At 36.2% G+C, this 13,844-nt stretch carries 15 protein-coding genes; 1 reads left to right on the top strand and 14 read right to left on the bottom strand.

Features of this window, described 5'->3' with window-relative positions; all coding sequences use genetic code 11:
- Nucleotides 1-58: 58 nt before the first annotated feature.
- The 10 genes from BMSHG_RS18075 to BMSHG_RS18115 all read right to left on the bottom strand — a co-directional run bounded on the left by BMSHG_RS18075 (nt 59) and on the right by BMSHG_RS18115 (nt 8,963).
- Nucleotides 59-1,687 (bottom strand): ATP-binding protein, encoded by a 1,629-nt coding sequence (locus BMSHG_RS18075; RefSeq protein WP_026073518.1) that lies wholly within the window; start codon nt 1,685-1,687, stop codon nt 59-61.
- A gap of 239 nt (nt 1,688-1,926) precedes the next feature.
- Nucleotides 1,927-2,769 (bottom strand): DegV family protein, encoded by an 843-nt coding sequence (locus BMSHG_RS18080; RefSeq protein ID WP_019155875.1) that lies wholly within the window; start codon nt 2,767-2,769, stop codon nt 1,927-1,929.
- Nucleotides 2,770-2,882: 113 nt separating this feature from the next.
- Nucleotides 2,883-3,191, bottom strand: a complete 309-nt coding sequence (locus BMSHG_RS29470) for a DUF5658 family protein (protein WP_222860823.1) — start codon at nt 3,189-3,191, stop codon at nt 2,883-2,885.
- Nucleotide 3,192: 1 nt separating this feature from the next.
- Nucleotides 3,193-3,525: an XRE family transcriptional regulator gene (locus tag BMSHG_RS18085; protein ID WP_019155876.1), complete on the bottom strand. Its 333-nt coding sequence runs from the start codon at nt 3,523-3,525 to the stop codon at nt 3,193-3,195.
- 241 nt (nt 3,526-3,766) lie between these two features.
- Nucleotides 3,767-4,507 (bottom strand): twin-arginine translocase subunit TatC, encoded by a 741-nt coding sequence (gene tatC / locus BMSHG_RS18090; RefSeq protein ID WP_019155877.1) that lies wholly within the window; start codon nt 4,505-4,507, stop codon nt 3,767-3,769.
- A gap of 140 nt (nt 4,508-4,647) precedes the next feature.
- A complete protein-coding gene (gene tatA, locus BMSHG_RS18095) occupies nt 4,648-4,860 on the bottom strand; it encodes a twin-arginine translocase TatA/TatE family subunit (protein WP_019155878.1) in 213 nt (70 codons plus the stop codon).
- 201 nt (nt 4,861-5,061) lie between these two features.
- Entirely contained in the window at nt 5,062-6,330 is a 1,269-nt protein-coding gene (gene ilvA, locus BMSHG_RS18100) for a threonine ammonia-lyase IlvA (protein ID WP_019155879.1), read from the bottom strand.
- A gap of 509 nt (nt 6,331-6,839) precedes the next feature.
- Nucleotides 6,840-7,328 (bottom strand): dihydrofolate reductase, encoded by a 489-nt coding sequence (locus BMSHG_RS18105; RefSeq protein WP_019155880.1) that lies wholly within the window; start codon nt 7,326-7,328, stop codon nt 6,840-6,842.
- Nucleotides 7,325-8,119 carry a thymidylate synthase gene (locus tag BMSHG_RS18110; protein WP_019155881.1) on the bottom strand — a complete coding sequence of 265 codons (795 nt, stop codon included), beginning with the start codon at nt 8,117-8,119 and terminating at the stop codon, nt 7,325-7,327. Before BMSHG_RS18110 ends, BMSHG_RS18105 begins: the two co-directional genes overlap by 4 nt.
- Before the next feature lie 142 nt (nt 8,120-8,261).
- Nucleotides 8,262-8,963 carry an anthrax toxin lethal factor-related metalloendopeptidase gene (locus BMSHG_RS18115; protein ID WP_019155882.1) on the bottom strand — a complete coding sequence of 234 codons (702 nt, stop codon included), beginning with the start codon at nt 8,961-8,963 and terminating at the stop codon, nt 8,262-8,264.
- A gap of 35 nt (nt 8,964-8,998) precedes the next feature.
- Between BMSHG_RS18115 and BMSHG_RS18120 the strand changes: the two genes are divergently transcribed.
- Nucleotides 8,999-9,373 (top strand): GIY-YIG nuclease family protein, encoded by a 375-nt coding sequence (locus BMSHG_RS18120; RefSeq protein ID WP_019155883.1) that lies wholly within the window; start codon nt 8,999-9,001, stop codon nt 9,371-9,373.
- 49 nt (nt 9,374-9,422) lie between these two features.
- Here BMSHG_RS18120 and BMSHG_RS18125 read toward each other — a convergent pair whose 3' ends face one another.
- The 4 genes from BMSHG_RS18125 to BMSHG_RS18140 are packed head-to-tail and all read right to left on the bottom strand — an operon-like array spanning nt 9,423 to nt 13,497.
- A complete protein-coding gene (locus BMSHG_RS18125) occupies nt 9,423-10,004 on the bottom strand; it encodes a TerD family protein (protein ID WP_019155884.1) in 582 nt (193 codons plus the stop codon).
- Nucleotides 10,005-10,043: 39 nt separating this feature from the next.
- Entirely contained in the window at nt 10,044-10,652 is a 609-nt protein-coding gene (locus BMSHG_RS18130; RefSeq protein WP_019155885.1) for a TerD family protein, read from the bottom strand.
- A gap of 59 nt (nt 10,653-10,711) precedes the next feature.
- Nucleotides 10,712-11,824, bottom strand: coding sequence for a toxic anion resistance protein (locus tag BMSHG_RS18135; RefSeq protein WP_019155886.1), 1,113 nt, complete (start codon nt 11,822-11,824; stop codon nt 10,712-10,714).
- Nucleotides 11,825-11,865: 41 nt separating this feature from the next.
- The gene (locus BMSHG_RS18140; protein WP_019155887.1) at nt 11,866-13,497 is read right to left on the bottom strand and encodes a YceG family protein; all 1,632 of its coding nucleotides are present in this window, start codon (nt 13,495-13,497) and stop codon (nt 11,866-11,868) included.
- Between the last annotated feature and the right edge of the window lie 347 nt (nt 13,498-13,844).

Below are 13,844 nucleotides of genomic sequence, written 5' to 3' on the forward strand. Positions count from 1 at the left end.
TCTTCATTCAAGGTACATTGTAACAAAGCATGGACAAATAAGAAAGAAATACGAATTTTCATGATTCCTTCTGTTCATCTAATGGTACATTTATTGTAAATGTTGTCCCCTTCCATTTCTCACTGACTACTTCAATATTGCCTTTCATTCTCTCAATGATTTGATAGCATACCATTAATCCCATTCCTGTTCCTTTTTCTTTTAATGAGTAAAACGCCGTCCCCAATCTAGCAAGCTCCTCTTCTGTCATTCCGATACCACTATCCCTTATTTCAAAGACGCCATAGCCCGCCTTTTTATACACTTTTAAGGATAATGTCCCACCGTCCTTCATCGCCTCTATCCCATTTTTTAATATATTTATTAAAACTTGAATAAGCTCGCTTCTATTGCCAATAACGGTAACTTCATCCTCAATAATGGTCTCTAATTCTATGTTTTTAGACATCATCGCATATGAATTCATTAAATCCATCGCTTTATGAGCGAGTACGACAGCATCTACCTTTTCTGTATTCTCCATATCTGGCCGAGCTAATGATAAATAGTCGTTAATAATCGTTTCCGCTCGATTCATTTCTTCTATCATTAGTTTGACAAACATTTGCTCTTCAGTTGAAAGTTCTTTTTTAGATTTAAAGATTTGCAAAAATCCTTTTACGACAGTCATCGGATTTCGAATTTCATGAGCGACCGAAGCTGCAAGCTGTCCTATCGCATTCATTTTCTCAGCCCGTTGAAGTTCTTTTAATATTTTCGTCTTTTGAATGATGTTCTCCATTTCATCAATGGCATCCTCAAATTTAGAGCTTTGTCCCCCTTCATGTAAGTTCTTTCCGAAATGTTTCGATGTAAAGGTAACACGTTCAAATAACTGCGATAATTGCTCAGTCATATAATTAAATCGAGAAGTAAGCTGACCTAAATCAGATTGATCCTTTATCGGGAGTTTCACTTGAAAATTTCCATTACTCACTTCATTAATTCCATATATAATTTCATTTACTGGCTCCAAAACCTTGTTTAATCCTTTTTGAAAAATGGAATATACGATGATCGTAATAAAAAGAAAGACAAAGCATAATGAAAAAATAAGTTCCATTTGAAAGCGATCAATCGTTGATGCATCAGCATGTATCGCTAACAGACTAGTAACATTTCCCTTTCGATCTTCTATAGGAGCTATTGCTGAAATCCAGCTCCCGCCCTCTTCATCGTACAGACTGCTTGAAGTGACTTCTTTCGTCTCCATTGTATTTTGTAAAGCTTTATGAAACTCTTCAGATGCCACATAAGGTTGAAACGCTTCAATGCCAATTACTTCTTCACTACTTTTCGAGGAAACAACCGAGTATAGCTTACTATTCTCATCAGAGGGCATTAGAATGAAACCGTGGAATACGGATGAATTTTTTTCATTAATCAAATTTAAATGTTCATATATTTTTTTATAACTCGGCTCCGAAACATCTCCAGCATAAATGATTCTTTCTATCTCTTCTCCTTCTATCGTGGAGCTCCATAGGGAAGCAAACCCAACGACTTGTTGGGATAATTGTTCTTTCATTTCCTTCATTTGCAGTGACAAGGCAATCCCACCAGTAACTAGGACCACTACAAAAGTGATACAAAGGGTTAGTATCATGACTTTACTATTTAAAGATATATTTCTAAATAATTTCCGCATATTCTTCCCTCGAATTTCCCAGTTAATCTATTTGTACTTCCTTTTCGACACAATTAGTGAGATTCCTTCTAATTCTTTAGGATTTTTAAACAGAAGTTAACAAAAAAAGAGAACAATGTACACATTTAAACAATATCCTTTAATAAACGGCAACGATAAAAAGAAAAGCCGATAGAAAAGTTATTTTACACCACTTTTCCATCAGCCTCTGCTAACAACATTCTATGCTAGTCCACTTTTTATTCAAAATAGTACATAAAACCGATCGCACCTGGACCAGTATGTGTACTAATAACAGGTGTCGTAAAGACAACATCTATTTGATCATAACCTGTAAATTCATATACTGCTTTTTTTATTTTATGTGTCAGTTCAAGACCTTCTGCATGGGCAATACTTACACACTTAATCGTCTTACCTTTAACATCTCTTGCAAATTCCTCTGCGAGAAACTTTGCTGCTTTGCTATGACTTCTTACTTTCGTGACCGGCGTGTATACACCATCTTCTAATGAGGCAATTGGCTTTATATTCAGCAAGGAACCAATGATCCCTTTTCCTTTTCCAATTCTGCCACCTTTAATCAGGTTTTCCAATGTATCAACACAGACGAATAATCTTGTGTTCTCGCGAATTTTTGCAATGGCTTGCAAAATTTCCCCCATTGATTTTCCTTCTTGAGCCAATTTTGCTGCCTCTAAGACTTGATAGGATAAACCTCTAGAAATAAAGCGAGAATCAACGACTGTTACATTCCCTTTCGCCATACTTGCAGCAGACTCAGCTGATTGTACCGTTCCACTCATTCCACCAGTCATATGAATAGACAAGACTTCAAACCCTTCATCGTGAAGACGATCATAAAGCTCAAGAAACTCTCCAACTGGTGGCTGTGAGCTTTTCGGTAATTCTTCAGCCTCTTTCATTTTCTGCATAAATTCCTCAGCTGTTATATCTTTTCGGTCAATATAGCTCTGTCCATCTATATGTAAAGATAAGGGAACAACTTCAATATCAAATTTCTCTAATACCTCATCATGTAAATCTACTGTCGAATCTGTAACAACTCTAACCTTACCCAACCCATCACTTCCTCCATTTCATGTTGCTCTTCACTCTATTATACACATTGAAGGGGACAGAATTAAAGTCATCTTTTAAATGTCCTTATGCTCGTTGCTTTTTTGTTCACATTTTAGATCGAAAGAACGATCCATGATACATGAACTAGGGCAACGATTGAATATAATAATAAAGAGAATATGATTAATTGTTTGACGTATAGTGAAACCTGTAGGTTACGAAGAAAATGAGCAAGAATGATTAAAAAAATAGAGAGACTCCCCTTCAAGAGTAGAAATAACCACAAATCCATATGGATCACTCGCTCCATCAATGGATTGAATTCTTCTATTTTTTTAAAATGGATACCGAAGAAAGTTACGAATCCATCGAATAGATTGAAAAAGGACAAGTAAAGTAATAATGTACTTATTCTCATCATCTTACAGGGATCTATCCCGTTCTTCCCACTTTTTGAATTTGATGAAATCTAAATACTTCTGAAATTCGCTCTTATCAACCCCATCATCAATTGCTTTCTTTATGAGCGCAATCCATTCTTCATCTAACTCCTCTTCTATCTCTTGGCCTAATAAATATTCTATATTTGTATCTAGCGTCTTAGCAATCTTTGATAAAAATTGTAATGAAGGGTTTTTTTGTACATCTCTTTCAATATAACTTAAATAAGATTTGGATACACCTGCATGTTTAGCTAATTCAGATATAGAATACCCTTTTCTTTTTCTCAATTCTTTAATTCTCTCACCTACCATTTTCAATATCTCCTTTTATACCCATATATGTACATTATAACGAACAATAAAGTTCTTTAAAAAATACAATATAGATAGAAATACGTAGGAAATAGCCAAAAACAGTAGAAAACATACGTTTTTATTGAAAAATTGGTAAATTAACATTTTTTCTAAAAATGATTCGGATGACTCATATGCTTTCCTCAATTAAGGTAAAAAGGAAGAAGAAAAAAAACCGAGCAGTTGCCCGGCTTTTTGGTTACTCAGAAAAATCAGCTTCCCATTCTTGTTCCTTTTTAAGCTTACGTTTGTAGACAATTTTTGATAAGTTTACACTGATTTCATATAGGAATAACAGTGGTATTGTAACTAAAACATCTGACATAATATCTGGCGGTGAAATGACAACTGCGATCACAACTAGGACAAAGTACGCATACTTTCGCATCTTTTGCAACACATAAGGATTGACAATTCCTAAAGATGTTAAAAACATCGCCACAACTGGTAGCTCAAATAAGAAACCAAACGGAAGGGTTGTATTCATGATAAAACGGAAATATTTATCTGCAGTAAAGTTAGTGACAACCATATCTCCACTTAACTCAACTAAGAAATTCATAATGGTTGGGAATATAACAAAGTAGCCAAAACAGAGCCCAACAATAAATAATATAAATAACGCAGGTATATATGATAGAGAAATCTTTCTTTCTATCGGTTTCAAAGCTGGCTTAACAAAAAGCCATAGTTGTAAAGCTAATACTGGAATTGTACCAGCGATTGCAATGATCGTTCCAATCATAAAATAAATCCAAATAATATCACTCGGACCTAATACTACGAGCTTAACATCAAGGTCCCGTACAAACCACTCATATATGTCTTTCACATAAATAAATCCGATGATAAAAAATACGAGAAATGCGAAAACAGACCATATAATTCTTTTTCTTAATTCATCTAGATGATCCACTAAATTTAATTCTTTATCGTCCATTAAAGTCCCCTACCAACTACAAAATTTATTTTATCTAAACGAAAGTCCGTTAGAGGAAAGTATAACATATATTCAAGTTGAGTCTTCACTCTCTTACTAGAATATTTCAGAAAAAAAGTGCAAGATAGAAATCTTACACCTTATTTTGTCAACTTAGTCATTTCTTTAATTTCTTTTTTCTCTTCCTCAAATTCATCCATAACATCGCTTGTTAATTCTTTTGTCGATTTCTTGAATTCACGTAATGTTTGACCAAATGCTCTTCCGATTTCAGGAAGCTTCTTCGGTCCAAAAATGATCAAAGCTAACACTAATATTAAAATTAAACCAGGTACACCGATGTTTGATAACATGGTAGAACATCCCCTTTTTAGTATCATTAGTATGAATAGTTAATTCTAAAACGACTATACTACGATAGCATTCAAATTGCAATTAACTGAATGACTTTTGAATTAACCCTTCCTAATATGATTATAGTATTTTTCATCCTCAATAGGGGTATTATTGACGATTGTTCATAAGAAATTCACATTTTAACATGAGCGGCTCGCTTAAATAAGAAGATTAAATAGGTCCCGATCCTTGTTTACTTCTTTATAAGAAAACCCTTTTTTATTCATGCGTTCGATTAAATCACAATAGCTTTCTTTTCTTTGCAATTCAATTCCAACTAAAGCTGGTCCATTTTCCTTATTATTTTTCTTCGTATATTCAAATCTAGTGATATCATCAGCTGGCCCTAATACTTCATCAAGAAATTCCCTTAACGCACCAGCACGTTGGGGGAAATTGACGATAAAATAATATAACAACCCCTCATACAAAAGCGACTTTTCTTTGATTTCCTGCATTCTCCCAATATCATTATTACCGCCGCTTATGACGCACACGACATTCTTTCCTTTGATTTCATCACAGTATAAATCAAGTGCTGCAATCGGCATCGCTCCAGCAGGTTCTGCTACGATCGCATGCTCGTTATATAATTCTAGTATGCTCGTACATACCTTCCCTTCTGGAACAAGGATGATGTCATCAATCAACTCTTGGCAAATTTCGAAGGTTTTGTTGCCAACACTTTTGACTGCTGCTCCATCAACAAACTTATCGATTTTATCAAGACAAATGACTTTCTGCGCATCCATCGCACCTTTCATAGAAGGAGCTCCCGCTGGCTCAACACCGATCATTTTTGTATTTGGAGAGATGCTTTTCACATATGTACTCAAGCCTGAAAGAAGCCCTCCACCACCAATACTACCAAAAACGAAGTCGATCGGTTCTTCACAATCATTAAGAATTTCTACCGCAACCGTTCCTTGACCTGCCATTACCATTTCATCATCAAAAGGATGTATGAAGGCACGATTTTCCTTTTCAGCACATATAACAGATTCATGGTACGCATCGTCAAACGTATCACCGATTAAAATAATATCAACGTATTCTCGCCCAAATAATTCAACTTGACTAACCTTTTGCTTTGGCGTCGTTGTAGGCATATATATTTTCCCGTGGACCCTAAGATGACGACATGCGTATGCGACTCCTTGTGCATGATTACCAGCACTCGCACAAACAACGCCATTCTTTAATTGTTCTTCGCTTAGTGATTTCACTTTATAAAAAGCTCCTCTTAGCTTGAAAGAACGGACATGTTGCAAATCTTCTCTTTTCAAATACACATTGCATGAGTATTTCTCCGACAACCGTTCATTTTTTTGTAACGGTGTATGGGCAACGATATCCTTGAGCTGCTGATACGCAATAATAATATCTTCCACATGCAGCCATTTCTTTTTTAATACATTCTGTTCCATATCATTCCCCTACCTCTAATCACACAAAATTTTAAAAATTCATGCTTAATTTAATTTGATCATTATAACATGTTCTATCTGATTAATTAAGCCTGTTATTATAAAATTATTATTTTTCGGTCAATTTTTAACATCCAGGAACAAAGCTCCTACAAAATGTAGGAAGCTTCCGGTTTGTCTTATTCGATCCAACCATCTCTCACCCTTAAGCGGAATTTTTCCTGTTATCTTCTCGATGGAGTCTCTTTTAGGAGAAATAACGGAAGATTTTCCGCTTATGGAGAGCAAAATCGTTTGTTTTGGCATTTTTTGAAGGGATAGCAGGAATTTTTCCTGTTATTTTGGCTCTTTTTCATGATGCTTGCTCATTAAACGGAATTTCTCCTGTTATTTTTTCATGCAGATACGCCAACAGTTTATACGAACACGTTATCCACAAGTCGAGGAAATTTATAATTTCCTGCTAAAGCAACAAAAAACCCTCCTGAATTCTTCAGGAGGGGGGTGCGCTATTTACGATCATAAATGACAAATTCATACTCATATGGATTTTTTTCATCTTTCAAACCTTGTTCTTTTGAACTCAGTTTCCACTCATTCATTTCAATTGCTGGAAAAAAAGTATCTCCATCGAAGCTTGAATGAATTTCAGTGATGTAAAGTCTATCCGCTTTTTGTAACATTTGCTTAAAAATTTCAGCTCCCCCGATAACGAAGAACTCTTCTTCAGGCTTCTGTTGGCTATAAACTAAAAATTGGTCTAGTCCATAGAATATGCTACATCCGTCATGGTGAAAATCCTTATTTCTTGTGATCACAATGTTCTCTCTTCCAGGCAAAGGACGTCCAATAGAAGCAAAAGTCTTTCTACCCATGACGATCGGATGCCCCATCGTCACCCTTTTGAAAAATTTCAAGTCCTCTGGCAAATGCCATGGAAGTTGATTATCCTTCCCGATTACCCAGTTATCATCCATTGCCACAATGAAGGAAATCATACACTGACGACTCCTTTTATATGAGGGTGAGCGACATAGTCAACTAATTCAAAATCATCAAATGAGAATTGGAAGATATCCTTAATGGCCGGGTTTATTTTCATCTTCGGCAATGGATACGGCTCCCTTGTAAGTTGCAGTTCGACTTGCTCAATATGATTATTATAAATATGGGCGTCCCCTAATGTATGAATAAATTCACCTGGCTCCAAATCACATACTTGTGCCACCATTAACGTTAACAGGGCATAAGAAGCGATATTAAATGGAACTCCAAGGAAGATATCTGCTGAACGTTGATACAGCTGGCAGGATAATTTTCCATCTGCGACATGGAATTGGAATAGACAATGACATGGCGGTAGTGCCATTTTGTCTACATCGCCTACATTCCATGCATTGACAATTAATCTGCGAGAATCAGGATTTGTCTTGATTTGGTCAATCAATTGGCTGATTTGGTCAATTGTACTGCCATCTGCTGCAGTCCACGATCTCCATTGGTGACCATATACCGGACCCAAATTTCCGTCTTCATCAGCCCACTCATTCCAAATACGTACACCATTATCCTGAAGATACTTCACATTCGTATCTCCTGTTAGAAACCAAAGCAATTCATGAATAATCGATCTTAGATGAAGCTTTTTCGTCGTTACTACAGGAAACCCTTCTGCTAAATCAAAACGCATTTGATAGCCAAATGTACTAATCGTTCCCGTACCCGTTCTATCCTCTTTTTTTACACCATTTTCAAGTACGTGTTTACATAAATCTAAATACTGTTTCAAAAAAACCACACCCTTACTTCATTCTTCTATCGCTTCTTTCAGATTTTCTTTTCCTCAAAAAAAGCATCGAAGTTAAATATGTTTTTTATTTTACCACAATATGATCACGAAACGATTTGAATTTCTTTCATCCTCTTAAAAATTATTTCAGGTTTTTAATATATTCATAGGTCAAAGGAGCTTTATCCTTTAATAGTTGACGATTCTCGCTATTTATATAATACATTGCGAAGGCTTCAGCGAAATATTCTTCCGGTAATGTGATAAAATAAGTTCGGTTTTGAAATAGAGCATGCTTTTCGTTCGTCCAAATATGAAGAAAAACCGGATCAAATCGAAGCTTGTTATAAATAATTTGATCGATAGAATGAGCTAGTTCATGAAGTTCTAAATTGACGGAGCCATGCCCCATTCCTTTTTCACTATGTCCGATCTTAACGAGTACGACTTTCCCGCCACCAATTCCAGGTACTTCATCCCATTTTTTATTACTTGTATACCCTCTTGGAATGATCCCTTTTAAATGTTTAGCGGTAGGATTATCTGTTAATTTCCCCACAAAAAGCTTTATAAAAACCCCGTTTTGTTGTATTTTTGCTAATAGAGTAGGGGGAAGCTGTTGTATATTCTCAATAATTGAAGCGGTTGTCACTTCATCAAAATTCTCTTCAGGTAAAATGACGATATCATTCATTGGGGAGTTATCATCTAAATAAAGCAACTCTTTTAAAGGGGAGTTACTAGGGTAATATTTTAATAGAATACCATCGTTGGATTGCTTGGAATTCCCCAATAAAATCAGCATTACAACGGAAATACCTATGACGAAGACCCTTTTTTTCATTCTGCTACTCCCCTTTCTATCATTAGGAGGTTGTCATGGTTGAATTAATCGATCCATCCCATACGCTCTATGCTATTCACTTACATCTATCTAGTGAAGTAAAGATTGAGGTTGGGAAACTTGGGAGCTTTCTTTTTGAAAAAGGGGATTATATTTACGTTGGGAGTGCCAAACGAAACATTCTCGCGCGAATTAATCGCCACAAAAAGGAAGAAAAAGTGCAAAAATGGCATTTTGATTATTTACGTCCACATGGTGTTATTACAAAAATTATAACATATGAAACTAGCATCGGAGAGTGTCAGTTAGCTGAGAAATTAAGGAAAAAAAGCGAGGGGCATTTTCCGATCAAAAAATTTGGTTCAACTGATTGTCGATGTCCTTCTCATTTAATCTATACGGCAAACTAAAACAGGCTACTTTTATCGTAGCCTGTTTTTATTAATACTCTTTAGTTTATTAAACCTGTAATCCAAAATTACGACAAAGCGCTGCAAGTCCTCCAGAAAATCCACTTCCAACCGCATTGAATTTCCAATCTCCATTATGCTTATAAAGCTCACAAATGACGACGGCTGTTTCTACTGAGAAATCCTCTCCAAGGTCATATCGTAAAACCTCATCATTCGTATCTGCATTTACAACGCGGACAAAGGCATTCGATACTTGACCAAAGTTTTGACTACGCTGTTCAGCATCATGGATTGTTACCGTAATTGCAATTCTACTAATGTTTGATGGGACTTTACTGAAGTCAATTTTGATTTGTTCATCGTCTCCATCCCCTTCACCTGTCCGGTTATCTCCTGTATGCTCGACAGAACCTGATGGATGGACTAAGTTATTGTAAAAAATAAAATCTAAATCTTGAGTAGCCTTTCCATTCTCATCTGTTAAGAAGGCAGAGGCATCTAAATCAAAATCCTGTCCACCGTCATAGCGATTAGTATCCCAGCCTAATCCAATGATCACTCTTGTTAAACCTGGGTTCGTTTTCGTTAAGTCAATACGTTGTCCCTTTGATAAATTAATACTACTCATTCTCTCACCTCTTAATAGATTTTATTTAAGCCTGATTGCTTATGAATATGATCGTACTAATTCTCCAAGACTAGCAGCTGTAGTACCATTTCCAACAGCAGCAAATTTCCAATCAGTACCGTGACGATAAATTTCTCCAACAACTAAGCTTGTCTTTCCATTATAATCATCACTTAAATTGTAATGGATAAGCTCTTGACCATTCGTTGGATTAGCCACTCGTATATAAGCATTGCGAATCATTCCAAAGTGCTGTCTTCTCTTTACACAATCATAAATATTAACAACAAACACAAGCTTCTGGATCGTTGATGGAATTCTGTCTAAATCAATATTAATTTGTTCATCATCTCCATCACCATGACCAGTTAAATTATCACCCGTATGTTGAACACTTCCATCACTGCTCTTCAAGTTGCCAAAGTAAATCACATCATTATTATTTCGTAGTCTATCTCCATCACCAAGCATAATGACTGAGGCGTCACAATCAATATTCGAACCGCCGCCACCGCCAAATAACGAACCTAGCAAACCGCCGCCACGGTTTTCTACTGGATCCCAACCAAGTCCTACTAAAATTTTTGATAAACCTGGATTCCCTTTTGTTAAATCAACTCGTTGACCTTTTTGTAAATTTATCGCCATTTCATTCACCTCTGTATGTATTTTTTACTCATTTCTTGATCTTTGAACTAAATTGCTGCTTACGCATTCCCTTGAAGCTTCATTTGTTTAAAATTATCTTGTAAGCGCTCAAGCTTCTTCGTACCTTCTTCTCTTAGGCGCTTGTTTTCTTCTTCAATCGATTTTGTTTCTTGCATGCCTTTCATGATTACATTCCATGATTCCTCAATCGTCTCAATCTTAATACTTGGCCCTCCTGCAAGTCTTGCAATATCAACACTTTGCTGAGAAATATTTTGGGCATTCCGAAGGAGCATTTCATTTGTACGTCGGTCCAGTTCACTCATTGAATCCGCCACTAGTTTTTGACGTTTTGCCGCCACTGCTTGAATCAGGCCATTTTTGAAGATAGGAATCGTCGTAACGAATGCTGAATTAATTTTTCCAATTAGCTTTGTATTCCCTCTTTGCAGTAATCTAATTTGTGGTGCTGTTTGCAATGCGACCATTTTAGCCATTTCTAAATCATAGATTCTTTGTTCTAGTAGTTCAATCACATTTCTTAATGTGTCAAGTTGCATAGCGGCTACTTGGTCCCCAGTTTCTGCTCTTGATTGAAGGAGAGGCAGCTGGTTCTTCTTCAAATCTTCGACCTTCATTTCCCCAGCCACTACGTATTTCTCTAGAGTGAGGTAGTATTGGTAATTTTGCTCATACATTTGGTCAAGCATTTGAGTGGAATCTACCATTTCTCCTTGGTATTTAGAAATCTCAACATATATTTTGTCAATTTCTCCACCCATTGTCTGATACTTACCAAATAGCTTCTCAATCAACTTTTCACCACGTTTAAAAAGCTTGCCAAAGAGACCACCTGACGTTTGTTCAAAATCCTTCTTATCAAATTTATCCATGATGCGGCCAAGCTGTTTTAATAATTCCCCTGAATCCTCTAATTTTGTCGCTCTCATATTACTTAAAATTTGATCCGAAAATCTTGAAATTTGAACTGCTGGCTCTTTCCCGAATTCTAGCACCTGAATTTGATCGTTTGCATCAATTGAACGAGCTAGCTGTTGCACTTCCGGCTCGTTTCGAAGCGCAAGCTTTATCTCTGATACTTTCGATTCCGATAATTTATCTTCAGGTTCCTTTGCAAGCAAATCAAGCTGTGCATTTTCAATTTGACTCATATGATCATCCACCTTTACTATATTTTTTGATTTCATATATTTTAAGTTCTTCTAAACCCTTGGCGAAAAAGTCGCTTCACAATAGAAGGTTCTCGAAAATCTAAATTAAAGACGACATCTTCTAGCCAGTGTGTGTCATATAAATGATCTTCTACAAAATTTTCAATATCATTATGACCAGGAGGATTATATAAAATGATGTCGATCCCAAATTGATTAAGAAGTAATAATAATGCGGCATCGGTTCTCGTCATCGTTCCGTTTAATTCATTATTATAAAGGATAAGCTTTGGAACAGTTTGCGAATAGTCGAACTGTTGCAGGAGCTGTAAAACATTAGGGGGAATCTGCATCCCTTGAGTAAATAGATAAATTTTTACATCATCGGTTGTTTCCTTATAAACAGGCTTTAGCGCCGGCTTCGCACAAATATTTCGGATTGCATTGGCTATACCCATTTGCAGCCCAGTTGGAAGATGACTATAACGCCAATAATTACTGCTAATCATTTTTTCGACACTCAACAGACCATCTCGTTCTAAAGCGTCACGGTAATGAAAGCGAAAGTCATTATTTACTGAACTTGAAAACGGGAACTGTTTAATCAGTAAACTCGCATCCCCTTCTGTAATCCCATGTATGCGATCCCAATATTCCTTTCGATTGCGACTTACTCCTTGTACCTTTGCAAATACAGTCGGAATTTTGACAATTCCATTATTCACTTCGAAATCTGGTCGAATCATGGCAATTTCTTTTGATAAAAGAAACAGTTCATCATACGTTGTTTTTAACGTGATAGAAGTTGGTGTGTAGTCTCTTAACTGCCAAGGTTTATACAAACCAGATCCTTCATGGTTAAGGATCGTCTCGATTTCTCTTGAAGCTCTATAGGCAACCGTTGCTTTACGACTTCTTTTTTCTACCGGGAATGCTTCCGCTGCCTTTTGCCCTGGGTAATGATGAACAAAGGTCAACTCTCCATTTGGATCGATTTCAGAAAGAATATCTTTGCCATTAGGGTTATAGACGACTAGATCACAGCCTATTTTCAGCAAATAATAGAAGAAGTAAAAGTGGCTTTTCTTAAAGTCACCATACCAAAGAAATTTCGGTAACTCCTTCTCAAGTTCGCTTTTCTCAAGCTCAGGTTGTAGATGATTAACTGACCACTTTACTAAATCCACTAACACTCTTCTTAGTTCATGGTTTTTTAAACCTTGTGCTTCCTTTTCATCAAATAGCTTGAGCGTATCAATCATCGCCTCTCGAAGCTTGCGATGAAGGGCTGGTTGTGTTGATTTTAAAAGAAGCTGTTCTCCGTCTAAAAAAGCGACAAATCGGTTGATGGACAGTTTTTGTTCTTGATTAATATTCAACACTCGTTGTATCGCTTGAAAGTGTTGATTATCGATTTTTTTATCAAGCGTCTCTTCACTTAGAAGATTTAAAATCTTCTCTTCGCCATGAACATATTCGAATAGCTGGTTATAGTACTCATCTTCATCTATCGCAATCCCTAAAAATCGAGCAACCACTTGGCCGATGTGAATGGTCCCTTTCTCAGTTTGAAATCGCGGCCGTTCCGAAATCGCTTTTTTAAGCATTGATACCCATGTCTCTAAAGACAATGGCAATATATGTGCAACTAAATGACTATAAGATGGATTCATGAAATCCCTTCCCTTTTAACAAAGCTCTTCTACATTTCAATGATATATGTATACTACCATCATATCACAGTTATCGATTTGATTTCTAAGAATGCTATATTTTCTATTACGAGAAATATTGAAAAAAGTTTCATTTTTTATTCCATATGAAGTGGTGATTTAGGATAGGTATATAGAGAATCTAAAAGCCACTCCCTTGCCGATAAAAGAGAAAAAGAATCCTTCCATTCCCCATTTCACCTTTTTTCTTGTCTTCGCATATGTTGTAGAAATCCAACTGTAATTGAAAAGGATTTATTAGGAAGGTGAGACTTATTATGCGATTACTTTATCGACTGAAAGCAACA

This window comes from Robertmurraya massiliosenegalensis JC6, from assembly GCF_000311725.1.
Classification (GTDB): Bacteria; Bacillota; Bacilli; order Bacillales; family Cytobacillaceae; genus Robertmurraya; species Robertmurraya massiliosenegalensis.